This is a genomic window from Bacillus halotolerans (assembly GCF_001517105.1).
GTDB classification, from domain to species: domain Bacteria; phylum Bacillota; class Bacilli; order Bacillales; family Bacillaceae; genus Bacillus; species Bacillus halotolerans.
The window spans coordinates 657,996-680,278 of sequence record NZ_LPVF01000008.1 but is presented as its reverse complement, the minus strand read 5'-3'; the positions used below and the strand labels follow the sequence as shown (position 1 = coordinate 680,278).

The following is a 22,283-nucleotide window of genomic DNA, read 5'->3' as shown; positions in this document are numbered from 1 at the left end:
CTTAAGGGTTTTTCTGTTTGTATGGGAATAATTATCAGTATTTTCAAAAAATGTTGACAGTTCGATCTCTGCTGGATAAAATTTACTTAAAATTTAAAAGATTGGTTGGTGCTCATGATTATATTGGATAATAGCATTCAAACAAAAAACAAAGCTTATTCAATATCAAAACTGATTACAGTCAACACGCTCGGCCCAGAAGGGACAAGCAGTGAGTACGCAGCAAAGCATTTCATCTCTAATTTTACTCTTCTCCAGGGGCTAAACAGTAAATTATCTTTGCATGATACATTTGAATCATGCATCGAAAGGACTCTTCAAAGCCCGCTGGAATATACCATCGTTCCACATGCTTACGACGGCATTAAACATTTCTACATGAGGCCGGATTTGCAGCTTTTGCAAATCTTCAGGTGCGATACACCGATGTACGGCCTGGCTGTCCGTCCTAATTTCACATTCAGCGACGACATGCTTGACACATCTGTTATTGTTTCACATCCATCACCTATCAATTTAATTAAATATTTTACCCGCAAAGACGTCAGGTTCGAGCTGGTCAACTCAACCAGCGCCGCAGCAAAAAAAGTAAAAGAAGGTCTTTCTGACATTGCTTTAACCAATGAACTGGCAAGACAAAAATACGGGCTCAAGTTTGTTAAGACATTTAAAAGCATTCCTATGAGCTGGTCATTATTCGGAAAAGGAGACGTTGATTATGAAAACTGAACAAGATGTGAAGGAGATTTATTTCCCGACACCAAAATTAATAGAGTGGGAGAACGGAGTGAGACAGTATTCCACCGTCCGCGGCGATACTGAAGTGCTAATGTCCTACGTTCCGCCGCATACTAACGTTGAACCGCATCAGCATAAGGAAGTCCAAATCGGCATGGTCGTTTCTGGCGAGCTGATGATGACTGTCGGAGATGTGACGAGAAAGATGACAGCTTTGGAATCTGCGTATATCGCGCCGCCGCATGTGCCTCACGGGGCAAGAAACGACACGGACCAAGAAGTCATTGCTATTGATATCAAGCGGCTGAAAGCTGATGAAACATATACAAGTCCTGAGGACTATTTTTTGAATATTTTCAAAACAAGAGACCTATTGCCGGGCATGGAAGTCACGTTCTTTGTTGAGGACTGGGTGGAGATCATGCTGGCCAAAATCCCTGGAAATGGCGGAGAAATGCCTTTCCATAAACATAAGAATGAACAAATCGGCATCTGCATTGGCGGCGGATACGACATGACCGTCGAAGGCTGCACAGTCGATATGACATTCGGCACAGCCTATTTCTGTGAGCCGCGGGAAGATCACGGCGCCATCAACCGTTCCGAAAAAGAATCAAAATCGATTAATATCTTCTTCCCGCCGCGCTACAACAGAGCAAAAGCAAAAAAAATAAAGGCGGATGAGTGATCATGAACCTCACCGATAAAACCGTCCTCATAACAGGAGGCGCATCAGGCATCGGCTATGCCGCGGTTCAAGCTTTTTTGAACCAGCAGGCAAATGTGGTTGTGGCGGATATTGATGCAGCACAGGGAGAAGTCATGGTCCGGCAAGAAAATAGTGACCGGCTGCACTTTGTGCAAACAGATATAACAGACGAAGCTGCCTGCCAGCACGCTGTTCAATCGGCAATCGATACATTCGGAGGATTAGATATTTTAATTAATAATGCGGGGATCGAAATCGTGGCGCCTATTCATGAGATGGAGCTGAGCGATTGGAATAAGGTGCTCCAAGTCAATCTGACAGGCATGTTTTTAATGAGCAAGCACGCACTCAGGCATATGCTGGCTGCCGGCAAAGGCAATATCATTAATACGTGCTCTGTCGGCGGAGTCGTGGCATGGCCTGATATCCCGGCATATAACGCCAGCAAAGGCGGCGTGTTGCAGCTGACAAGGTCAATGGCTGTTGATTACGCCAAACATCAAATCCGCGTTAATTGTGTATGTCCGGGGATTATTGATACGCCATTAAATGAGAAATCCTTTATGGAAAATAATGAAGGCACACTTGAAGAAATCAAGAAAGAAAAGGCGAAGGTGAATCCGATGCTAAAACTCGGAAAACCTGAAGAAATAGCAAACGTTATGCTGTTTTTAGCCTCTGATTTATCAAGCTACATGACCGGAAGCGCCATCACCGCAGACGGAGGATATACCGCACAATAGAGAGAGAAGGAGTGTTTTACATATGGAGAGAAAAACAGTTTTGGTTATCGCTGATCTTGGAGGCTGCCCGCCGCATATGTTTTATCAAAGCGCAGCTGAAAAATATAACCTGGTCAGCTTTATTCCGAGACCATTTGCCATTACAGCTTCCCATGCGGCACTTATTGAAAAATACTCGGTCGCGGTCATAAAGGATAAAGATTATTTTCAGAGTATCACAGATTTCGAACATCCCGATTCCATTTACTGGGCGCATGAGGATCATGACAAACCCGAAGAAGAGGTAGTCGAGCAAATCGTCAAGGTTGCCGAAATGTTTGGAGCGGAAGCCATCACAACAAACAATGAATTATTCATCGCTCCGATGGCGAAAGCCTGTAAACGTCTCGGCTTAAGAGGAGCGGGTGTACAAGCTGCCGAAAATGCCAGAGATAAAAATAAAATGAGGGCAGCGTTTAATAAAGCCGGGGTCAAAACAATCAAAAACAAACGGGTCACAACCCTTGAAGATTTCCGCTCCGCGCTGAAAGAGATCGGCACGCCGCTCATCTTAAAACCGACATATTTGGCGAGTTCAATCGGCGTGACGCTGATTACAGACACCAAAACAGCAGAAGCCGAGTTTAACAGAGTCAATGATTTCCTGAAATCCATTAATGTGCCGAAGGCGGTAACGTTTGAAGCCCCGTTTATTGCGGAGGAATTTTTACAGGGAGAATAAATACCCGGACTGGTATCAAACTGAGGGATACTCCGACTATATCAGCATAGAAGGGATCATGGCGGACGGAGAATATTTTCCAGTCGCGATTCATGATAAAACACCGCAAATCGGATTTACGGAAACATCGCATATCACGCCGTCCATCTTGGATGATGAAGCGAAAAAGATCATTATTGAAGCGGCCAAAAAAGCAAATGAAGGGCTTGGGCTGGAAAACTGCGCGACACATACAGAAATCAAGTTAATGAAAAATAGAGAAGCCGGTTTAATAGAGTCTGCGGCCAGGTTCGCCGGATGGAATATGATCCCGAATATTAAAAAGGTCTTCGGCGTCGACATGGCGCAATTATTGCTGGATGTTCTCTGTTTCGGAAAAGACGCCGATCTTCCGGATGGATTGCTGGAGCAAGAACCTTGCTATATCGCCGACTGTCATTTGTACCCGGAGCATTTCAAACAAAACGGGCAGCTTCCTGAAGCGGCGGAGGATATGATCATTGAATCCATCAACATTCCGGATGGGCTGCTGAAGGGAGATACGGAACTTGTTTCTTTCTCGGCTGCGGCACCAGGTACGACTGTTGATTTGCGCCTGTTTGAAGCCTTTAATTCCATTGCCGCATTTGAACTGAAAGGCAGCAATTCCCAGGATGTAGCCGATTCAATTAAACACATCCAGCAGCATGCGAAGCTGACTGCGAAGTATGTGCTGCCGGTATGAAACAGTTAAAGCCAAATTCTAAATACTTGCTTTACGGGCAGGCGCTTTCGTTTATGGGAGACTATTGTGTTCTCCCAGCCCTGCTCATTTTGTCTACATATTATCACGATTATTGGGTGACGTCGGGAGTCATTGCGGTCAGAAGCATTCCGATGGTGTTTCAGCCGTTTTTAGGAGTGCTCGTTGACCGATTGGACAGAATTAAAATTATGCTGTGGACGGATGTCATCAGGGGCATCATCTTTTTGGGGCTCACCTTTCTCCCAAAAGGCGAGTATCCGCTGGTTTTTCTGGCCCTGCTGTTTGTCTCTTACGGGAGCGGCGTATTTTTTAATCCGGCGCGTCTCGCAGTCATGTCTTCTCTGGAATCAGATATTAAAAATATCAATACCTTATTCGCTAAAGCCACGACCATTTCTATTATTGTCGGGGCGGCCGCCGGGGGGTTATTCCTGTTAGCCGGGTCTGTAGAGATGGCTGTTGCCTTTAACGGTGTGACTTACCTGGTTTCAGCGTTTTTTATCAGGCGAATTAAGCTGCAATTTGTCCCGATTCAGTCTGAAAATATAAAAGAAGCCTTTCAGTCTTTTAAAGAAGGGCTGAAGGAAATCAAAACCAATTCATTCGTGTTAAACGCCATGTTTACGATGATTACGATGGCAATGCTTTGGGGGATCGTGTACAGCTATTTTCCGATTGTCAGCCGCTTTTTGGGTGACGGGGAGATCGGCAACTTTATCCTTACCTTCTGCATCGGCTTCGGCGGTTTCATCGGAGCGGCGCTTGTCAGCAAGTGGGGCTTTAACAACAATAAAGGCTTGATGTACTTTACCATTTTATCAATCGTCTCGCTGGCGCTGTTTTTATTCACGCCTATTTTCGCTGTATCTGTCATTGCTGCCATTCTCTTTTTCATCGCCATGGAATATGGGGAAGTGCTTGCAAAGGTTAAAGTTCAGGAAAACGCGGCGAACCAGATTCAAGGGCGTATTTTTTCGGTGGCTGAAGCGTCCATTGGCTTGTGCATTTCGATTGGTTCCATGCTTATCAACGTGTTAGAAGCTCCTGTCATCATGGGGCTGATTGTTATCATGGTAAGCGGTTTGTTTTTGCATACGAAGCTGGTGAACAAGTCTTTTTTGGAACGGGATAAAAAAACTGAGCAAATTCACTTATAAGGAGTCTTTCAGATGGAAATAACACCGTCCGACGTCATCAAGACACTTCCAAGGCAAGAATTTTCTCTCGTTTTTCAAAAGGTAAAAGAAATGGAAAAAACGGGGGCGCAAGTCATTAATCTTGGACAGGGGAACCCTGACCTTCCTACTCCGCCGCATATCGTGCAGGCATTGCAGGAGGCGTCTGTGAACCCTTCTTTCCACGGGTACGGGCCATTCAGAGGCTATCCCTTTCTGAAGGAAGCGATTGCCGCTTTCTATAAAAGAGAATACGGAGTGACAATCAATCCTGAAACAGAAGTGGCGCTCTTTGGCGGGGGAAAAGCAGGCTTGTATGTTTTGACACAATGCCTGCTCAATCCGGGAGATATCGCTTTGGTCCCGAACCCGGGCTATCCTGAATATCTTTCGGGTATTACAATGGCAAGAGCGGAGCTGCACGAAATGCCGCTGCACGCGGAAAACGGCTATCTGCCTGACTTTGAGAAAATAGATCCCGCTGTGTTACAAAAAGCGAAACTGATGTTTTTGAACTATCCGAATAACCCGACGGGAGCTGTGGCGGATGCGGCTTTTTATGCAAAAGCGGCCGCATTTGCAAAAGAGCACCAGATTCATTTGATCCATGACTTTGCGTACGGCGCATTTGAGTTTGGTAAAAAACCAGCCAGCTTCCTGCAGGCGGAGGACTCAAAAACTGTGGGCGCGGAGCTTTATTCGTTTTCAAAAACATTTAACATGGCCGGCTGGAGAATGGCGTTTGCCGTCGGGAATGAAAAGATCATTCAAGCGGTCAATGAATTTCAGGATCACGTCTTTGTCGGCATGTTCGGCGGACTGCAGCAGGCGGCCAGTGCGGCGCTGTCAGGAGATCCGGAACAAACAGATCGCTTGAAACGCATCTATGCGGAACGTATTGACTTTTTTACGGAGCTATGTGAAAAAGAACTGGGCTGGAAGATAGAAAAACCAAAAGGAACATTTTATGTATGGGCTGAAATTCCAAAAATGTTTGAGTCTTCTCATCAATTCTCTGACTACCTGCTGGAGCAGGCCCATGTTGTCGTAACACCGGGCGAGATTTTCGGCAGCAACGGAAAACGTCATGTCAGAATATCAATGGTATCGAAGCAGGAGGATCTGCGGGAATTTGTCATGAGGATTCAAAAGCTGAACCTGCCGTTTGCTTCATTAGAAGAAGTATCCCGCTAAAAAGCGGGATTTTTTTATATGCTTTTCATGCTGCCGCCGTCAGCGGAAATTTGCTGCCCGGTGATATAGGAGGCTTCCTCGGAAGCGAGAAACGCGGCGAGCGCTGCGGTTTCTTCGGCTGATCCGACCCGTTTCATCGGGATGCCAGAAGCAATCTGTTCTACGGCTTCTTGTTTGGATATGCTGTTCTTTTCCATCACATTCTTCACAAATTGATGGTAACGGTCTGTAGCGATAAAACCAGGATTCAGGCAGTTGACAGTAATGTTGTGAGGAGCAAGCTGGATGGAAATATTTTTACTGGCGTTAATTAAAGCGGCATTCATCATGCTGTTTGTAAACATATTGGCGCCGGGTTCTTTCCACAGATTTCCGACAATGTTGATGATTCTGCCAAACTCGTTTTGTTTCATCAGAGAGGCGGCACGCTTGATAGCGTCAATATAGGCAACGGTTTTCTGTGTGAACGTGGCCGTCATATCCTCTATATTACAGTTATCAAATGTGTCAGGCGCGCCGCCCGGGATATTGTTAATCAGAACATCAAGCCGTCCGCATTGAGATTCAATTTCTTTAAAAATCTCCTCTCTCGTATGCTGGTCAGACATATCACCCGCAAGGACAATGACACTCGCCTCAGGATGCTTGGCCAAAATGTCTTTTTTGACAGGTTCAATATTGTCCAAGACTCGCGAATTGATGACGACGGTAAAATGCTGGTCTGCTAATTTCAGAGCAATTGCTTTTCCGATCCCTTGACTGGCTCCCATAATAAATGCGGTTCGTTTTGACAAATAACTGCACCCCTTTGAAAAAATTGGATTATTATCTACATCGTAAAAAAAAACGGAGAAAATAGCAAATTTTATTTAAATTCTGATAAAGAGGAATCGAAAAACTCCCGCCAGCTGCGGCGGGAGGAGAAATTATACATATAGGAATTGAGGAAGTGTATCAAGCGATAGGCGGTTGCCCACAAAGAACGAGCCAAATTCGCCGTAGCGCGCGCTGACTTCGTCAAAACGCATTTCATATACAAGCTTTTTGAATTGAAGCACATCATCACTGAACAGTGTAACGCCCCATTCATAATCGTCAAAGCCGACTGAACCTGTGATGATCTGTTTCACTTTGCCAGCATAGCTGCGTCCGATTAAGCCATGGCTTCTCATCAAGTTTCTTCGTTCTTCCATAGAAAGCATGTACCAGTTGTCATTGCCGGATCTTCTTTTATCCATTGGATAGAAGCATACATATTTTGATTCCGGCAGTTCAGGGTAAAGGCGCGCACGTACATGCGGATTTTCATACGGGTCGCCGTCGCCGCTCGCCAAATAGTTGCTCAGTTCAACAACTGACACGTAGGAGTAAGCCGGAATGGTGAACTCAGCAAGTCTTGATTTGTTGAATTCAAGCTCGATTTCATTTAATTCTTCCATAGTAGGGCGAAGAATCATCAGCATAAAATCAGCTTTTTGGCCAACGATGCTGTAAAGGGTTTGCGAGCCTTTCCCTTCTTTTTGGGCGACTCCCCATTTTTCAAGCAATCCTGTAAATTCATGAATGATAGACTGGCGCTCATCACTTGACATCATCTTCCAGGAAGTCCAGTCCATTGTGCGGAAATCATGAAGCGCATACCAGCCGTCCAGCGTTTTTGCCGCTTCATTTGTCATTTGCTGTTCACTCATTTATCTTCACTCCTATTATCTTTTCGTTAATGCCTTCACTATATCATAGTTTATCCGATTCTACTGTGGAGAAACCTTGAACATCCGATTCGTATATCTCCCTAAAAATAAGAGAACATATAAGGAAAGAATCAGTTGCTTAAATTAGTTAGAAAAATAAGATTTTTTGATGAAAGCGCTATAATAAAAGTTGGCTGTTTGAATTTGACTGGAAGAAGAGTATGCTAGTAAAAGAAAGCGTTTTTGTAACTTTTGAGGAGGGTTTATTGTGGCAGATTTATTTTCAACAGTGCAAGAAAAAGTAGCTGGAAAAGGCGTTAAAATTGTATTTCCTGAAGGCTTGGACGAACGTATTTTAGTTGCGGTCAGCAAGCTTGCAGACAATAAAGTGCTGAATCCAATTGTGATCGGCAATGAAAATGAGATCCAAGCAAAAGCAAAAGAACTGAATGTGACGCTTGACGGCGTTGATATTTATGATCCTCATACATATGAAGGCATGGAAGATCTTGTACAGGCATTCGTGGAACGCCGCAAAGGCAAAGCAACAGAAGAACAGGCTCGAAAAGCGCTCTTAGACGAGAACTACTTCGGCACAATGCTTGTATACAAAGGTCTTGCAGCGGGTCTTGTGAGCGGAGCGGCTCATTCAACTGCCGACACTGTCCGTCCGGCTCTTCAAATCATCAAAACAAAAGAAGGCGTGAAAAAGACTTCAGGCGTCTTCATCATGGCACGCGGCGATGAGCAGTACGTATTCGCAGATTGCGCGATCAACATTGCACCAGACAGCCAAGATCTTGCGGAAATCGCGATCGAAAGCGCCAATACGGCAAAAATGTTCGACATTGATCCTCGCGTAGCAATGCTCAGCTTCTCTACAAAAGGCTCAGCAAAATCTGATGAAACAGAAAAAGTAGCGGATGCTGTGAAAATCGCGAAAGAAAAAGCGCCTGAATTAACGCTTGACGGCGAATTCCAATTTGACGCTGCATTCGTTCCATCTGTAGCTGAGAAAAAAGCGCCGGATTCCGAGATCAAAGGAGACGCGAACGTATTCGTATTCCCAAGCTTGGAAGCAGGAAACATCGGCTACAAAATTGCACAGCGTTTAGGCAACTTTGAAGCTGTAGGACCAATCCTGCAAGGCTTAAATATGCCTGTTAACGATCTTTCAAGAGGTTGTAACGCTGAAGATGTTTACAATCTCGCATTAATTACAGCGGCACAAGCACTGTAAGAAAAGCGATGGCAGCTCTCTCGCAGAGGGCTGCTTTTTTTGCGCCTTCTTTACCAGAACAGATGATATGAGTAAAATAAAGAAAACTGATCATCATTATAAATCTTATTCATGACAGGGGTGGGGCCTTTGTATTACGACGTGCTGAAAACCTTTATCGCAGTGGTGGAAGAAAAAAATTTCACAAAAGCAGCAGAAAAGCTGATGATTTCCCAGCCCAGCGTCAGTCTGCATATTAAAAATCTTGAAAAAGAATTTCAAACGGCTCTGCTGAATCGGTCGCCGAAGCATTTTACGACAACACCGACAGGGGACATTTTGTATCAAAGGGCAAAGCAAATGGTATTTCTCTACGAGCAGGCCAAGGCTGAAATCTACGCGCACCATCATTATGTAAAAGGTGAATTGAAAATAGCCGCCAGTTTTACAATCGGAGAGTATATTCTTCCGCCGCTTCTTGCCCAGCTGCAAAAGCTGTATCCTGAGCTGAATCTGGACGTCATGATTGGCAATACAAAGGAGGTAAGCGAACGTGTCCGAATGCTTCAGGCTGATATCGGGCTGATTGAAGGACATACGGACGAGAATGAATTGGAAATTGAACCGTTCATGGAGGATGAAATGTGCATCGCAGCGCCGAACCAGCATCCGCTTGCCGGAAAAAGAGACATTTCAATCAGCGATTTGCAAAATGAAGCGTGGGTGACAAGGGAAAAAGGCTCCGGCACAAGGGAATATCTCGATCATGTGCTCAGCTCGAACGGACTGCGGCCGAAGTCGATGTTCACCATCAGCAGCAATCAAGGTGTAAAAGAAGCGGTGATCAGCGGCATGGGTTTATCGGTCTTATCAAGAAGCGTGCTGCATAAGGATTTGATCCACCGTGACATTTCAATTCTCCACATTAAAGATTTCTCATTAAAGCGCAAGCTGTCTTATATTCATTCTCCTCTCATGGAGAATACAAAAAATAAAGAAATTTTCATTACGATGCTGAAAAGCAATTTTCAATCATCACAGCTGAAATGATATAATAGTTTTCGTTCATAAGCCTAACATGAAAGGGTTTTACATAGATGGCAAACCAACCGATTGATTTACTGATGCAGCCGACATGGAGAGTCATTGACCAATCCAGTCTCGGCCCTTTATTTGACGCGAAGCAATCCTTCGCTATGGACGATACGCTGTGCGCCTCTGTAGGAAAAGGCGTGTCGCCGGCGACAGCACGCTCTTGGGTGCACCACGACACGATTGTCCTCGGTATTCAGGATACGCGGCTCCCGTTTTTGCAGGACGGCATTGCCCTGCTGGAAAATGAGGGATACCGCGTCATCGTCCGCAATTCCGGCGGTCTTGCTGTTGTTTTGGATGAAGGCGTTTTAAATATTTCTCTCATATTCGAGGACCAAAAGAAGGGCATCGATATAGACAGAGGATACGAAGCAATGGTGGAACTGATGAAACGGATGCTTAAGCCGTACGGGGCAAAGATTGAAGCCTATGAAATTGAGGGCTCCTATTGTCCAGGCAGCTATGATCTCAGCATTGACGGCAAAAAGTTCGCCGGCATTTCTCAAAGACGTCTTCGCGGCGGTGCAGCCGTTCAAATTTATCTCTGTGCAGATAAAAGCGGCAGCGAGAGGGCAGATCTGATCAGACGATTCTATCAAGCCGCCCTGAAGGATAAACAAAACGACAAAAAAGGCGTCTACCCGGATATACGTCCGGAAACCATGGCATCGTTAAGTGAGCTTCTGCATACCGATATCTCCGTACAGGATTTAATGCTTGCTTTGCTTACGGAATTAAAAGCGTTAAGCACCCGCCTCTACTCAGCCGGACTGTCCATTGACGAGGAATTGGAATTTGAGAAAAATCTTGTCCGGATGACAGAACGGAATGAAAAGGTGTTTGGATGAACGCCATTTGCATGTCAGCCGATACGGCTGGCATGCTTTTTTTTGCCTATCATCTTGTTTTCAGATAAATCTTTCTTATAAACAGAAAACAATTGCAGCAAAAAAAGCGATAAAATAACAGCAGCATCTGCATACAAAGGGGAGAGGCAAATGAAAGGGAATGTTTACAGCCTGTTTGTGCTGATCGCGGCTTTTTTCTGGGGAACAACCGGCACTGTTCAGGCGCTGGCTCCAGAAAGCGCCACTCCGCTGGCATTCGGAGCGGTCAGATTATTGGTAGGCGGCAGCGCCATGCTTCTTGTGGTCTGGATCAGCCGAGAGCTTCACGTGAAAAATTGGTCATGGCCTCCCGTGTTTTTAGCAGCGATTTGTATGGCCTGTTATCAGCCGCTTTTTTTCACCGCCGTAAAAGAAACAGGGATTGCGGTTGGGACAGTGATTGCCATCGGCAGTGCGCCTATTATTGCCGGGAGCTTAGAGTGGGCCGTTTTGAAAAAACGTCCGCGAAATTCCTGGTGGATTGCAACTGTATTGGCTTTGGCGGGATGCTGGCTCCTGTTTTCAGACGGCTCCAATGTTCGGATTGATGTGTCAGGGGCTCTCATGGCGATTGGAGCAGGTGCATCTTTTGCGGGTTATACCTTGATCAGTAAATCAATGATGAAAACACAGCCGCCGAGAGCTGCCTCAGCTGTTGTCTTTATGCTCAGCGCCATATTGCTGATGCCGCTATTGTGGCAGTCGGATCTCTCTTGGATGCTGACCCCAAAAGGATGGGGAACGAGCCTTTACATCGGGTTAATTGCGACATGCGCGGCCTACTTTTTGTTTGCAAAAGGCCTCACCGGCGTTCCGGCTTCGGCAGCGGTTACACTGTCCCTGGCTGAGCCGCTGACCGCCTCATTGCTGGGCGTGTTTTTCATAGGTGAAATGCTTTCTCTTTCCTCATGGCTCGGCATCGTGCTGATGATGTTAGGGCTTCTGGTCATTTCAGGGGTGCCTCGCAAGCAAAAGCCAGCTGAAGCGGCTCATGTGTCTTAATAGATTAGCATAAGCCTGGGCTCATTTTACAAGACTAACGGAGCCGCCGCAAAAACAGAAAATCCTCTTTTCTAAAAGGAAAAGGGGATTTTTTAATGGCAAAACCCCAAAACATGACATCGTTTTGGAGTTTTTAAAAGCTATTCCGCCATTTTTTCTAAATTTCCGTTCCGGTCCATTTTGAAGGACGGAGAGGCATGTTCATCATCTTCAAATAAAACTAGTTTTCTGGCTCTATTCATGATTTTTACCAAGGTTTCATAATCTTCCTGGATCGTTTTTTGATCTTTTTCAAGTTTTTGAACTTCTGCTTCCAGCTGTTCTGTTTTGCTTTGTAATTCTTGATTTTCTTTCTTTAAACGCTCATTTTCCATTTTTAAAGCTGAGGATTGCTCATGATTGCCTTCGTAATTCTGCAGGAATCTGATGACATCATTCATCGTCATCTCAGGCGCAGACGTTTGAGGAGACAATAAGTGTGATAGACTAGCTAACTCTTCCTTAAAGCTGTCATCCACAAAAGGCATGTGCTCGCCTGACATCAATGCCTGCTTCTCATTTTCGGCAGTCGGGGTTTCAGGTTTCACCTGCTCCTCCTGCACTGCAGTTTCTTGAATTGTATCGGGATCAACCGCAGGAGGCTGATATAGCAGTCTTTTCTTCGCAGGCTGTCCGTTTCCAAGGGCTCTCATGCGCTGTTTTCGCTGTTTTTTTGCAAGCTGAAGCGCTTTTTCATATTGATGGCGCACCACCGCGTTCCATCTGAATCCGCAGGCTGCGGACGTCCGATTTAATTTATCGCCGACCTCTTCAAAGGCATTCAGCTGAGTGCTGCCTTCTCTTACATGCCGAAGCACAGTTTCGGCTAAAAGCAAATCATTTTCTTCTGACCAAGCGTCCTGGCGCTGTTTTGTCATTTATCTCAACTCCCATTTTTCTTTTCATGATATTAGAATGTCCAGATTGGAAAATATTTATACAAATTGGCTGGAAGAATAGGAGATACGGAGGCTGAAGCGGCTTGCAGGAACAGTCGAATCCTTGTACAATGAGGAGTGATGTGATTTTTTCGACAGAGCGATTTTAGGTTTAAAACATAGATGAACATAGAAATGAAGGGAAGCGTACGTCATGGCTAATGAATTTCGAGTGTGTGATGATTGCCAAGCCACTAATATCAAAACATTGCTGCCGCGTTTAAAAGAAGTAGACCCGGACGCAAAGGTTGAGGTAGGATGCCAATCTTATTGCGGGCCCGGACGGAAAAAATCGTTTGCTTTTGTAAACAATCGCCCGCTGTCAGCTCCGACAGAGGATGAGCTGATTGACAAAGTGAAAAAGAAATTAAAAAAGTAAAAACATATTTTTTCATAGCCTCGGCCCTCTGGTCAGGCTTTTTTGCTTCACATCATGTGATTTTTGGAAAGATGGAACAAATCGCCGGACAAATTCAAGGATGTTTTCAAAGAATAGAGTCGATATAATAGAAACACGGCTAAAAAAAAGAGGGAATGACGATGGCGTATCCAAATGGAAAATTATCAGAAGAAAAAGTGTTTAAAGATCCGGTGCACCGCTATGTTCATGTACGGGACAAGCTGATATGGGATCTGATCGGAACCCGCGAATTTCAGCGTCTCCGCAGAATCAAGCAGCTCGGCACGACGTATTTGACGTTCCATGGCGCTGAGCACAGCCGGTTCAACCATTCTCTCGGTGTCTACGAAATTGTCAGGAGAATGGTTGATGATGTCTTTAAAGGCCGTCCTGAATGGGATGACAGTGAGCGCGAACTCTGTTTGTCCGCGGCGCTGCTTCATGATCTCGGGCACGGGCCGTTCTCGCATTCATTTGAAAAAGTCTTTCATCTTGACCACGAAGATTTTACAAGAGATATCATTTTGGGAGACACAGAGGTTAATCAGGTGCTCAGAAAGGTGAGCCCGCGTTTCCCGCAGGATGTTGCTGAAGTCATTGCCAAAACATATAAAAACAAACAAGTGGTCAGCCTGATTTCGAGTCAGATTGACGCGGACCGCATGGATTATCTGCAGCGCGACGCTTACTATACGGGCGTCAGCTACGGCCATTTTGACATGGAGCGGATTCTCCGGGTGATGCGCCCGCGTGAGGATCAAATCGTCATTAAACAAAGCGGAATGCACGCTGTAGAAGACTATATTATGAGCCGCTACCAAATGTACTGGCAGGTCTATTTCCACCCTGTGACGAGAAGTGCGGAGGTTATTTTAACGAAGATTCTCCACAGAGCGAAGCAGCTCCATGATGAAGGTTATGTGTTCACTCATGCTCCGGTTCATTTCTATTCTATTTTTGAAGGGAAACTGACGCTGGAGGATTATTTGAGGCTGGATGAATCTATTATTTTGTATTACTTCCAGGCCTGGGAGGATGAAGAAGACCCGATTTTATCCGATTTGTGCCGCAGATTCATTAACCGCCAGCTGTTCCAATACGTTGAATTTAATCCGAATGAAGAGATGTCGGCCTATTTTGAGCTGACCTCATTATTCAAAGAGGCTGGAATCGATCCGAGCTATTATTTGGTCGTGGATTCTTCTTCAGATCTGCCATACGATTTTTACCGTCCAGGAGAGGAAGAGGAGCGTTTGCCGATCCATCTCTTGACGCAAAACGGTCAAATTAAAGAGCTGTCCAGACAGTCGGCCATTGTGGAATCCATCTCCGGTAAGCGGCGGACGGACCACAAACTGTACTATCCGAAGGACCTGATTTGTGACGGCTCTGAACACCCGGAAGCGAAAATGAAAATCCGGCAGCTGCTGGGACTGACATAGAAATTGGTAAAGAAGGAAAAAGGAGATGTCGGGAATTTGTTGAAAGAACATGCAAAACTGATGAAGGTGTTCTCGGATTCTGGAGAAATCATCGGGCGAAAGAAGCTGCAAAAAATGATTTATATAGCGAAGAAAATGCAGTTTCCTTTCTATGAGAAATATGATTTTCACTTTTACGGGCCGTATTCGGAGGAACTGACGCTCCAAATTGAAGAGCTGTGCAACCTTGGATTCCTGCATGAGGTAAAGGAAAAAAAGGGCGGCTACTTTCAATACCGTTATTCGCTGACAGAGACGGGCTCCGCGTTTTTAGACCACGCCGATCTTGATATGCCTGATATCAAGCACTATATTGACAGTGTAAACAACCGTTCATCACGGTTTTTAGAGCTGGTCTCCACGATTCTTTACTTTGACGGGCTTGAGGCTGAGGAAAAGAAAGAGAAAGTATTTACAATCAAAAGTAAGCAAAAGTATACCAATGAAGAATATGACGAAGCGCTTCAATACATAGAAGAGCTGAAGCAGATTTGTTAACCATACAAGCAAAAGAAATGAATCGTTTCTTTTGCTTTTTTTATTGACAAAACCTGCTAATGGATCTATTGTGGATAATAGTTATCCATAATGAACCGGGAGGGAACATAATGAAAATGAAATCGGGAATGGAGCAGGGAATTTCTGTGCTGCTGTTACTGTCACGGCTGCCTGTGCAGGCTTCTTTAACATCAGAGGCGATCAGCCAGCGCTTGCACATGTCTCCGTCTTATCTGAAAAAGCTGATGAGAACTTTGGTGCAGGCTGGTTTGGCAGAGTCCATACCAGGTACGAAGGGAGGCTTTACGATTACGAAGCCTTTGACGGATATTACCCTCTATGATGTCTATCAAGCTGTTGAAGGAAGAGGTTCCATGTATCAAGGAAAAGGCCTTTTGCCATCTGTATTTGAGAGCGGAAATCCCTGTGTGCTGGAGACGGTAATGGGGGATATTGAGGATAAATGGGCTTCGCTCATGAAGGAAGAAACCTTGCAGGGTGTCATGAACAGAATCGGAAAACTTTATGACCTCGAAAAAATTGATGATTGGGTACATCATCAGCTGAAAGGGCAATGGCAATGAAAAACAGCGGGCCTTTACATCAATCAGGATCAACAGGCATCTCAGTGTTAATCGTGCTCGCTCTCGGTTTTCTCATGGCTACGCTTGATGTGACCGTGGTGAATGTTGCAATTGCTGATATGAAAAACGTTCTTTCCCTTTCACTTTCAGGGGTGACGTGGGTTGTAGACGGGTACATGCTTACATTTGCTTCGCTTCTGCTGGCCGGCGGTGCGCTGGCTGACCGTTACGGCTCAAAGACCATTTATATGCTGGGTTTGGCCGTTTTTGTTCTTGCCTCATGTCTATGCGCTGTGTCAGCAAATGGCCAAATGCTGATCGCAGGCCGGCTGTTGCAGGGTCTTGGCGCGGCTTTGTTTATGCCGAGTTCACTCAGCCTTTTGGCTGCCTCTTACCCCGATGAACGGGTGCGGGCCAAAATGTTTGGCTTGTGGGCCGCTCTCGTCTCCGCCGCCTCCGGACTGGGGCCTTTTATCGGCGGTGTTCTGGTGAATGCGGCAGGGTGGCAGAGTATTTTTCTGATCAATGTGCCGTTAGGGGTTGCGGCGCTTATTTGCGCCTATCGAACGCTCAGCAGTTTCCCGGGAAAAGGCAGCCGGGTGAATATCACAGGGCATCTGCTTGGAATGGCGGCTCTCGGATTTCTTTCATTTGCGCTGATACAGGGCGCTTCAATAGGCTGGAGTTCGCTCTCCATTCTCGGTGCTTTCGCGGCGGCGGTTTTGGCGTTTGTGCTTTTTATTCTGAGAGAAATTTTTTCGGCAACATCTATTCTTCCTGCGTCATTATATAAAAACGGACGTTTCTCGGCAGCGCAGTTCGTTGGGTTTTTGCTGAATTTTGCTCTTTTTGGCGGTATGTTTATGCTGAGTCTATTTTTGCAGGAAGCAAGAGGCGCAAGTTCCTTTTTAGCGGGAGTCGAACTATTGCCGATGATGGCTGTCTTTGTGGTCGGAAATCTGCTGTTTGCCCGGCTGGCGAACCGTTTTGAAGCGGGGCTTCTTATGTTTGTTTCAATGGCTGTCAGCTGCATCATGGCATTGCTGTTATTTGTCATGGTTTCTCCGGATTTGCCTTACTGGCAGCTTGCGGTTCTGACATCTGCCATGAATCTTGGTGTCGGCATTACGGTTCCTGCCATGACAGCTGTGATGATGAAGACAGCGGGACAGGAGCATGCAAATATCGCAGGAGCAGCTTTAAATGCCAACCGGCAAATCGGGGCATTGGTTGGCGTAGCGGTTTCCGGAGTGGTCATTCATCTGTCCGCCACTTGGTACGCCGGAGCTGGGTTTACGTTTTTGATGATGGGCGCGGCATACAGTCTTGCCGCATTCCTTGTGTGGCGGTTTCTGACTTCTCATAAAGAAACGTCCGCTTCTGCATCATCTTAAAATCGTCCATTGTCTTTTCAAGAAATATATAGTAAGATATATGAAATTATTCAAACAGGCACTGATAAGGACACGAGATGCTTTTTACGGTTTCCAGAGAGGGAAGGACCAGCTGAAACCTTCCTAACGCAGAGAAAGCAGCTTACCGCCTTTGAGCTGTATCGGGGAAATTAAGTATCTGATACCGTCATGCTGCGTTACAGCACCGAGCCGACGAACATGTATGTTTGTTGGGAATTTGGGTGGAACCACGAATTTTAACACATTCGTCCCTTGCGAGGGATGGATGTGTTTTTTTATATGAGTCAATAAATGCGATGAAAAGGACATGAATGATATTTACGGTTTTCAGAGAGGGAAGGAAAGGTGCGAGCTTCCCAGCTTAGGAATATCATTTACCGCCTTGGAGCAGCGTTGGGGAACAGTCAGTATCCGATGTCGTTTATGCTGCGTTACAGCACCGAGCCGATGAACATGAGTGTTCGTTGGGAACTTGGGTGGAACCACGGGTTAATCACACACACTCGTCCCTTATAGAGGGACGGGTGTGTTTTTTTATATACATATAGAAATGCGATGAAAAGGACATGAATGATATTTACGGTTTTCAGAGAGGGAAGGAAAGGTGCGAGCTTCCCAGCTTAGGAATATCATTTACCGCCTTGGAGCAGCGTTGGGGAACAGTCAGTATCCAATGCCGTTTATGCTGCGTTACAGCACCGAGCCGATGAACATGAAAGTTCGTTGGGAACTTGGGTGGAACCACGGGTTAATCACACACTCGTCCCTTACAGAGGGACGGGTGTGTTTTTTTATATACAACAATGAATAAGGAGTGTTTGAAATGAGTAAACATGTAAGTATTCAGCTTCCGGACGGACAGGTAAAGGAATATCCGAAAGGCACTACAGTCAAAGAGGCGGCTGCGTCCATCAGCTCCAGTTTGGAAAAGAAAGCAGCAGCGGGACAGGTTAATGGCCGGCTCGTTGATGTCAGCTTCAAGCTGGAGGAAGATGCTGAGCTTTCAATTATCACACTGGATTCTCCAGAAGGCTTGCAGGTGCTTCGCCATACATCAGCGCATGTGCTGGCTCAGGCAGTGAAACGGCTGTACGGCGAAGCGTCCTTGGGAATAGGGCCTGTCATTGAAGACGGATTTTATTATGATATGAAGCTTGATCGGAGTCTGACTTCCGGAGATTTAGAGGCCATCGAAAAAGAGATGAAGCATATTATAAACGAAAATATGGATATCAAGCGAATAGAGGTTTCTTACGAGGAGGCTGAAGCGCTTTTTGCAGAAAAAGGTGAGCTGTTTAAGCTGGAGATTTTGAAAGACATTCCGCGCGGGGAGAACATGACGCTGTATCAGCAGGGAGAATTTGTTGACCTGTGCCGCGGGCCGCATCTTCCTTCAACAGGAATGATCAAGGCGTTCAAATTAACACGGGTGTCGGGTGCTTATTGGCGAGGAGACAGCCAAAATGAAGTCCTTCAGCGGGTGTACGGTGTTGCGTTTCAGAAGAAAAAAGATCTCGAGGCGCATCTGCATATGCTGGAAGAAGCAGCGAAACGGGATCACCGCAAGCTGGGAAAACAATTAGAGCTGTTTATGTTCTCGGAAGAAGCTCCGGGAATGCCGTTTTATTTGCCAAAAGGGCAGATTGTCCGCAATGAGCTGGAACGCTTTTCGCGTGAACTGCAAACAAATGCCGGCTACGCTGAGGTGCGTACGCCGTTTATGATGAATCAGCGGTTATGGGAGCAGTCAGGGCACTGGGACCATTATCGCGACAATATGTATTTTTCGGAAGTAGATCAGACTGCATTTGCAATGAAGCCGATGAACTGCCCCGGCCATATGCTCATCTTTAAAAACAGCCTGTACTCCTATCGGGATCTGCCGATTCGTATGGCGGAGTTCGGCCAGGTGCACCGCCATGAATACAGCGGTGCTCTGAACGGAATGCTCCGCGTCCGGACGTTCTGCCAGGATGACGCGCATATCTTTGTTCGGGAGGATCAAATCGAGAGTGAAATCAAAGAAGCCATTCGGCTTATTGACGAGGTATACCGCACATTCGGTTTCGAGTATACGGTTGAGCTTTCCACTCGTCCGGAGGATTCATCAGGTGAAGACAGCGTGTGGGAAATGTCTGAAAACGCCTTGAAACACGTCCTTGAGGATCTGGGTCTTCCTTATGAAGTAAACGCAGGGGATGGAGCGTTTTACGGAGCGAAAATCGATTTTCATATTAAAGACGCTCTGAAGCGGAGCCACCAATGCGCCACAATCCAGCTTGATTTTCAAATGCCGGAAAAATTTGATTTAACATATATTAATGAGCACAATGAAAAGGTTCGTCCCGTTGTCATTCACAGAGCGGTATTCGGCTCAATTGACCGTTTCTTCGGCATTCTGATCGAGCATTTTGGCGGAGCTTTTCCAGTCTGGCTTGCGCCGGTGCAGGTCCAAATTATACCGGTTTCTCACGTTCATATGGACTACTGCGAAAAGGTGCAGTCTGAGCTAAAGCGGCTCGGGATAAGAGTCAATATTGATGAACGCAATGAAAAGCTTGGCTACAAAATCAGAGAATCACAAATGCAGAAAATCCCGTACATGCTGGTGCTAGGGGATCAGGAAGTGAATGAAAAGGCCGTAAACGTCCGTCAATTCGGACATCAGAAGAGTGAACAAGTTCCTTTTCAGGTATTTAAAGAGAATATTGTCAAACAGGTGAAAAATCGAAGCATGTAGGAGAAAAGTTGCGAATTCGCTGTTTGCTTTTTTGACTTTCCCTATCTGGTATCAGTAAAATAATAAGTAATCATATCGTTCGTATGTTATGAATGCATCTCGAAATGGGGAAATCTACATGGATCATGACAAACTGGAAGCAAATTTGCTGGATCACGCACTTACAAAATATTTGAAAAGCACGAAGCAATTAGATGAAGCCACCGTTCCGAAACACGTAAATAATGTAAGAGGATTTATTCTGCGGATCATATACAGGCATGGGAGCTGCACCATAAAGGACATTCTAAAAGAGGTCACGCTGTCTCCGTCTGCCACCACAACCGCTCTGAACCACTTAGAGCAGGAAGGGTTTATTGAGAGATCCAGAAATAACAATGATCGCCGCACCGTTTGGATTACGCTTTCTGAATCGGGGCAGGCAGCAGCTCTTCAAATGATTCAAAATCGCCAGCAGCTGATTGACGGCATGTTTGAACGTTTGACTGCCGAAGAGAAGGCATCGTTTTTAGCTATTATTGAAAAAATGACGAAATAGAGATGAAAAAGCCGGCTTGCGAAGCGCCGGCTTTATAGAGATTATTCCATATCGCTCAGGCGTTTGCCTGCGACGGCATAATGGTCTTTTCTCATTTCTTCTATAAACACAACAATTTTTTCTTCAGAAGCACCGGTGGTTTCCTTTACGGCTTCTGTTACTTTCTCGACAAGATTGCGTTTTTGCTCGTCTGTACGGCCTTCGAGCATTTTGACGGTTACGTATGGCATGGGTGCTGAATCCTCCTTTATCTCGTTTCCTCTCTTTAGAAAAAGAGGTTTCTTATAGTATACTGAATAAAGTAAATTCTTGCATTTTTAGAAAGAGGGATATCTCACTTGGACCGTTTTTTATATTATCCGTTATCGTTAATGCCATACCTCGTCATCACGTTAATTGTTTCGTTTACAATGCATGAACTCGCTCACGCCTATGTCGCATACAAATTTGGTGACAATACGGCGAAAAATGAAGGAAGACTGACGCTTAATCCTATCAAACACCTTGATCCGTTCGGAACCATTTTGATCCTGGTGGCCGGCTTTGGATGGGCTCGCCCTGTTCCCGTCAATCGCCGTTTCTTTAAGAAACCTCGTCTGGCTGGCGTACTCGTATCCATTGCCGGGCCGATCAGTAACCTGATTCTTGCGTTTATCGGTTTCTCTTTGTTAGTGTTGATGCATGCTTACGGAATGGAACTGCTTGCGGCATTCAGTACAGGACTGGACCAGTTCTTTTCAATCTGGATACAGCTGAACCTCGTTCTGTTTTTATTTAATCTGCTGCCGCTGCCGCCGCTCGACGGCTATCGTATTATTGAAGATCTCGTCCCGCCGGGGGCGCGTGCCAAGATGACGCAAGCGGAAAGCTACGGCTTTATCGTCTTTTTGGTACTGTTTGTGACACCGCTCGGATCTTACGTGCTTTGGCCATTGCTCAACGCCGGAAGGGATTCGATTTTACATTTGTTTTCAGCGATATTTCAACCGCTTTTGTAGGAGGTAGAACTCATGGAAGAAAAAAAGAAAAAATCAATCGGGTTTAATATTATCAAAAGTGATCCGACAGACGGACACGGCGGCTTCGGTGCAGGGGCACTCAGCCTGGATAATATTTCTCCTGTATTCGTCGATGTAGAGGAAAAAGAAGCGTTCGTTGACATCGGCGCGATGCACGCCCGCAGCGTCGTTGAAAAAGGCATTAAATTTCTGCCTAATAAAGAAGATGTTCCAAACGGAAAACCATACTGGCTTGTGTGGGTGACGATTGACAGAAGAGAAGAGGGCCCTTATTACGCAGGGGTTACAGCCTGTGAACTGACGGTCGACAGAAGCATCAGAAGAGGCTACAAATCGCTCCCGGAGCATGTGAATCTGATGGATAAATCGATGAAACGGAACATTATCATTGATAGCATGGATGACAGCTCGAAGCAAGTGCTTGGCGAATTTCTGAAAAACCATGACCAAGGCCTGTGGGAACGCTCTTCTGATGAATTGAAAAAAGGCCTGCTTCAAGAAGAAAATTAATTTGTGAACTTTATGTGAACTCTTAGAATATTTGAACTATTTTTCGTAAACATTGAGTAAACTGGTGATACAGAAACTAGGACATGGAAAATCCCGAGCCGAAACAAGACTCGGGGTTTTTCATTTTTTTTGACAGCAGATAGGGGAGATATCATGTTTCAAATGATGAGGATTGGTGATTGGGTCATTGAAGCGGACGTGG

General features: G+C 45.6%; 22 protein-coding genes, 1 pseudogene and 3 other annotated features. Of the genes and pseudogenes, 19 read left to right on the top strand and 4 right to left on the bottom strand.

What is annotated here, in order from left to right; genetic code table 11:
- Positions 1–114: 114 nt before the first annotated feature.
- From bacA to bacF, 6 genes and pseudogenes are all read left to right on the top strand, one after another.
- Positions 115–729 (top strand): prephenate decarboxylase, encoded by a 615-nt coding sequence (gene bacA / locus AU387_RS05930; RefSeq protein ID WP_059335371.1) that lies wholly within the window; start codon positions 115–117, stop codon positions 727–729.
- Positions 719–1,426: a 3-((4R)-4-hydroxycyclohexa-1,5-dien-1-yl)-2-oxopropanoate isomerase gene (gene bacB / locus AU387_RS05925; protein ID WP_044159862.1), complete on the top strand. Its 708-nt coding sequence runs from the start codon at positions 719–721 to the stop codon at positions 1,424–1,426. The genes bacA and bacB overlap by 11 nt, the downstream gene beginning before the upstream one ends.
- 2 nt (positions 1,427–1,428) lie before the next feature.
- Positions 1,429–2,190 (top strand): dihydroanticapsin 7-dehydrogenase, encoded by a 762-nt coding sequence (gene bacC / locus AU387_RS05920; protein ID WP_044159860.1) that lies wholly within the window; start codon positions 1,429–1,431, stop codon positions 2,188–2,190.
- A gap of 22 nt (positions 2,191–2,212) precedes the next feature.
- Positions 2,213–3,635, top strand: a pseudogene (bacD, locus tag AU387_RS05915) (alanine--anticapsin ligase).
- Positions 3,632–4,813, top strand: coding sequence for a bacilysin exporter BacE (bacE, locus tag AU387_RS05910; RefSeq protein ID WP_024123244.1), 1,182 nt, complete (start codon positions 3,632–3,634; stop codon positions 4,811–4,813). Before bacD ends, bacE begins: the two are co-directional and overlap by 4 nt.
- A gap of 12 nt (positions 4,814–4,825) precedes the next feature.
- Positions 4,826–6,025, top strand: coding sequence for a transaminase BacF (gene bacF, locus AU387_RS05905; protein ID WP_059335171.1), 1,200 nt, complete (start codon positions 4,826–4,828; stop codon positions 6,023–6,025).
- A 14-nt stretch (positions 6,026–6,039) separates the two neighbouring features.
- Here bacF and bacG read toward each other — a convergent pair whose 3' ends face one another.
- Together bacG and hemQ are read right to left on the bottom strand one after the other, a co-directional pair.
- Positions 6,040–6,819 (bottom strand): NADPH-dependent reductase BacG, encoded by a 780-nt coding sequence (gene bacG, locus AU387_RS05900; protein WP_059335170.1) that lies wholly within the window; start codon positions 6,817–6,819, stop codon positions 6,040–6,042.
- Between the two features lie 132 nt (positions 6,820–6,951).
- Entirely contained in the window at positions 6,952–7,716 is a 765-nt protein-coding gene (gene hemQ, locus AU387_RS05895) for a hydrogen peroxide-dependent heme synthase (protein WP_059335169.1), read from the bottom strand.
- Positions 7,717–7,984: 268 nt separating this feature from the next.
- On the opposite strand from hemQ, the gene pta reads away from it, so the two are divergent.
- The 4 genes from pta (at position 7,985) to AU387_RS05875 (ending at position 11,919) form a co-directional block, all read left to right on the top strand.
- Complete coding sequence (gene pta / locus AU387_RS05890) at positions 7,985–8,956, top strand: phosphate acetyltransferase (RefSeq protein ID WP_024123241.1); 972 nt, start codon at positions 7,985–7,987, stop codon at positions 8,954–8,956.
- A 129-nt stretch (positions 8,957–9,085) separates the two neighbouring features.
- On the top strand, positions 9,086–9,985 hold the full coding sequence (gene cysL, locus AU387_RS05885) for a cysJI operon transcriptional regulator CysL (RefSeq protein WP_044159849.1): 900 nt from the start codon (positions 9,086–9,088) through the stop codon (positions 9,983–9,985).
- Positions 9,986–10,032: 47 nt separating this feature from the next.
- Positions 10,033–10,878 carry an octanoyl-[GcvH]:protein N-octanoyltransferase gene (gene lipL / locus AU387_RS05880; RefSeq protein ID WP_044159847.1) on the top strand — a complete coding sequence of 282 codons (846 nt, stop codon included), beginning with the start codon at positions 10,033–10,035 and terminating at the stop codon, positions 10,876–10,878.
- A 150-nt stretch (positions 10,879–11,028) separates the two neighbouring features.
- Entirely contained in the window at positions 11,029–11,919 is an 891-nt protein-coding gene (locus AU387_RS05875) for a carboxylate/amino acid/amine transporter (protein WP_059335168.1), read from the top strand.
- 140 nt (positions 11,920–12,059) lie between these two features.
- On the opposite strand, the gene zapB is transcribed toward AU387_RS05875, so the two are convergent.
- Entirely contained in the window at positions 12,060–12,836 is a 777-nt protein-coding gene (zapB, locus tag AU387_RS05870) for a cell division protein ZapB (RefSeq protein WP_059335167.1), read from the bottom strand.
- 214 nt (positions 12,837–13,050) lie between these two features.
- Between zapB and AU387_RS05865 the strand changes: the two genes are divergently transcribed.
- The 7 genes from AU387_RS05865 (at position 13,051) to AU387_RS05835 (ending at position 20,552) form a co-directional block, all read left to right on the top strand.
- A complete protein-coding gene (locus tag AU387_RS05865; protein WP_024123235.1) occupies positions 13,051–13,275 on the top strand; it encodes a YuzB family protein in 225 nt (74 codons plus the stop codon).
- A gap of 161 nt (positions 13,276–13,436) precedes the next feature.
- On the top strand, positions 13,437–14,738 hold the full coding sequence (locus AU387_RS05860) for an HD domain-containing protein (protein ID WP_059335166.1): 1,302 nt from the start codon (positions 13,437–13,439) through the stop codon (positions 14,736–14,738).
- Between the two features lie 36 nt (positions 14,739–14,774).
- Positions 14,775–15,275: a YwgA family protein gene (locus AU387_RS05855; protein WP_024123233.1), complete on the top strand. Its 501-nt coding sequence runs from the start codon at positions 14,775–14,777 to the stop codon at positions 15,273–15,275.
- A gap of 110 nt (positions 15,276–15,385) precedes the next feature.
- Entirely contained in the window at positions 15,386–15,859 is a 474-nt protein-coding gene (locus tag AU387_RS05850; RefSeq protein WP_044159839.1) for an Rrf2 family transcriptional regulator, read from the top strand.
- The gene (locus tag AU387_RS05845) at positions 15,856–17,253 is read left to right on the top strand and encodes an MFS transporter (RefSeq protein ID WP_059335165.1); all 1,398 of its coding nucleotides are present in this window, start codon (positions 15,856–15,858) and stop codon (positions 17,251–17,253) included. Before AU387_RS05850 ends, AU387_RS05845 begins: the two co-directional genes overlap by 4 nt.
- A gap of 52 nt (positions 17,254–17,305) precedes the next feature.
- Positions 17,306–17,530, top strand: a binding site (T-box leader).
- A 31-nt stretch (positions 17,531–17,561) separates the two neighbouring features.
- Positions 17,562–17,788, top strand: a binding site (T-box leader).
- A gap of 32 nt (positions 17,789–17,820) precedes the next feature.
- Positions 17,821–18,045 (top strand) — a binding site (T-box leader).
- Positions 18,046–18,097: 52 nt separating this feature from the next.
- Entirely contained in the window at positions 18,098–20,014 is a 1,917-nt protein-coding gene (gene thrS / locus AU387_RS05840) for a threonine--tRNA ligase (protein WP_059335164.1), read from the top strand.
- Positions 20,015–20,132: 118 nt separating this feature from the next.
- The gene (locus AU387_RS05835) at positions 20,133–20,552 is read left to right on the top strand and encodes a MarR family transcriptional regulator (RefSeq protein ID WP_010332297.1); all 420 of its coding nucleotides are present in this window, start codon (positions 20,133–20,135) and stop codon (positions 20,550–20,552) included.
- Between the two features lie 41 nt (positions 20,553–20,593).
- Here the strand turns inward: AU387_RS05835 and AU387_RS05830 are convergent, their stop codons facing one another.
- Positions 20,594–20,782 (bottom strand): 2-hydroxymuconate tautomerase, encoded by a 189-nt coding sequence (locus AU387_RS05830; protein WP_003222038.1) that lies wholly within the window; start codon positions 20,780–20,782, stop codon positions 20,594–20,596.
- A 108-nt stretch (positions 20,783–20,890) separates the two neighbouring features.
- Here AU387_RS05830 and AU387_RS05825 point away from each other — a divergent pair, with 108 nt between their 5' ends.
- Both AU387_RS05825 and AU387_RS05820 read left to right on the top strand, forming a co-directional pair.
- The gene (locus AU387_RS05825; protein ID WP_059292313.1) at positions 20,891–21,550 is read left to right on the top strand and encodes a site-2 protease family protein; all 660 of its coding nucleotides are present in this window, start codon (positions 20,891–20,893) and stop codon (positions 21,548–21,550) included.
- Between the two features lie 12 nt (positions 21,551–21,562).
- Entirely contained in the window at positions 21,563–22,081 is a 519-nt protein-coding gene (locus AU387_RS05820) for a YwhD family protein (RefSeq protein ID WP_044159827.1), read from the top strand.
- Positions 22,082–22,283: the final 202 nt, after the last annotated feature.

Bases quoted from the DNA above. Each gene is read 5' to 3' on its own strand.
- bacA (WP_059335371.1), top strand. From the start codon at position 115: ATGATTATATTGGATAATAGCATTCAAACAAAAAACAAAGCTTATTCA.
- bacB (WP_044159862.1), top strand. From the start codon at position 719: ATGAAAACTGAACAAGATGTGAAGGAGATTTATTTCCCGACACCAAAA.
- bacC (WP_044159860.1), top strand. From the start codon at position 1,429: ATGAACCTCACCGATAAAACCGTCCTCATAACAGGAGGCGCATCAGGC.
- bacE (WP_024123244.1), top strand. From the start codon at position 3,632: ATGAAACAGTTAAAGCCAAATTCTAAATACTTGCTTTACGGGCAGGCG.
- bacF (WP_059335171.1), top strand. From the start codon at position 4,826: ATGGAAATAACACCGTCCGACGTCATCAAGACACTTCCAAGGCAAGAA.
- hemQ (WP_059335169.1), bottom strand. From the start codon at position 7,716: ATGAGTGAACAGCAAATGACAAATGAAGCGGCAAAAACGCTGGACGGC.
- lipL (WP_044159847.1), top strand. From the start codon at position 10,033: ATGGCAAACCAACCGATTGATTTACTGATGCAGCCGACATGGAGAGTC.
- AU387_RS05875 (WP_059335168.1), top strand. From the start codon at position 11,029: ATGAAAGGGAATGTTTACAGCCTGTTTGTGCTGATCGCGGCTTTTTTC.
- zapB (WP_059335167.1), bottom strand. From the start codon at position 12,836: ATGACAAAACAGCGCCAGGACGCTTGGTCAGAAGAAAATGATTTGCTT.
- AU387_RS05865 (WP_024123235.1), top strand. From the start codon at position 13,051: ATGGCTAATGAATTTCGAGTGTGTGATGATTGCCAAGCCACTAATATC.
- AU387_RS05860 (WP_059335166.1), top strand. From the start codon at position 13,437: ATGGCGTATCCAAATGGAAAATTATCAGAAGAAAAAGTGTTTAAAGAT.
- AU387_RS05850 (WP_044159839.1), top strand. From the start codon at position 15,386: ATGAAAATGAAATCGGGAATGGAGCAGGGAATTTCTGTGCTGCTGTTA.
- AU387_RS05845 (WP_059335165.1), top strand. From the start codon at position 15,856: ATGAAAAACAGCGGGCCTTTACATCAATCAGGATCAACAGGCATCTCA.
- thrS (WP_059335164.1), top strand. From the start codon at position 18,098: ATGAGTAAACATGTAAGTATTCAGCTTCCGGACGGACAGGTAAAGGAA.
- AU387_RS05835 (WP_010332297.1), top strand. From the start codon at position 20,133: ATGGATCATGACAAACTGGAAGCAAATTTGCTGGATCACGCACTTACA.
- AU387_RS05830 (WP_003222038.1), bottom strand. From the start codon at position 20,782: ATGCCATACGTAACCGTCAAAATGCTCGAAGGCCGTACAGACGAGCAA.
- AU387_RS05820 (WP_044159827.1), top strand. From the start codon at position 21,563: ATGGAAGAAAAAAAGAAAAAATCAATCGGGTTTAATATTATCAAAAGT.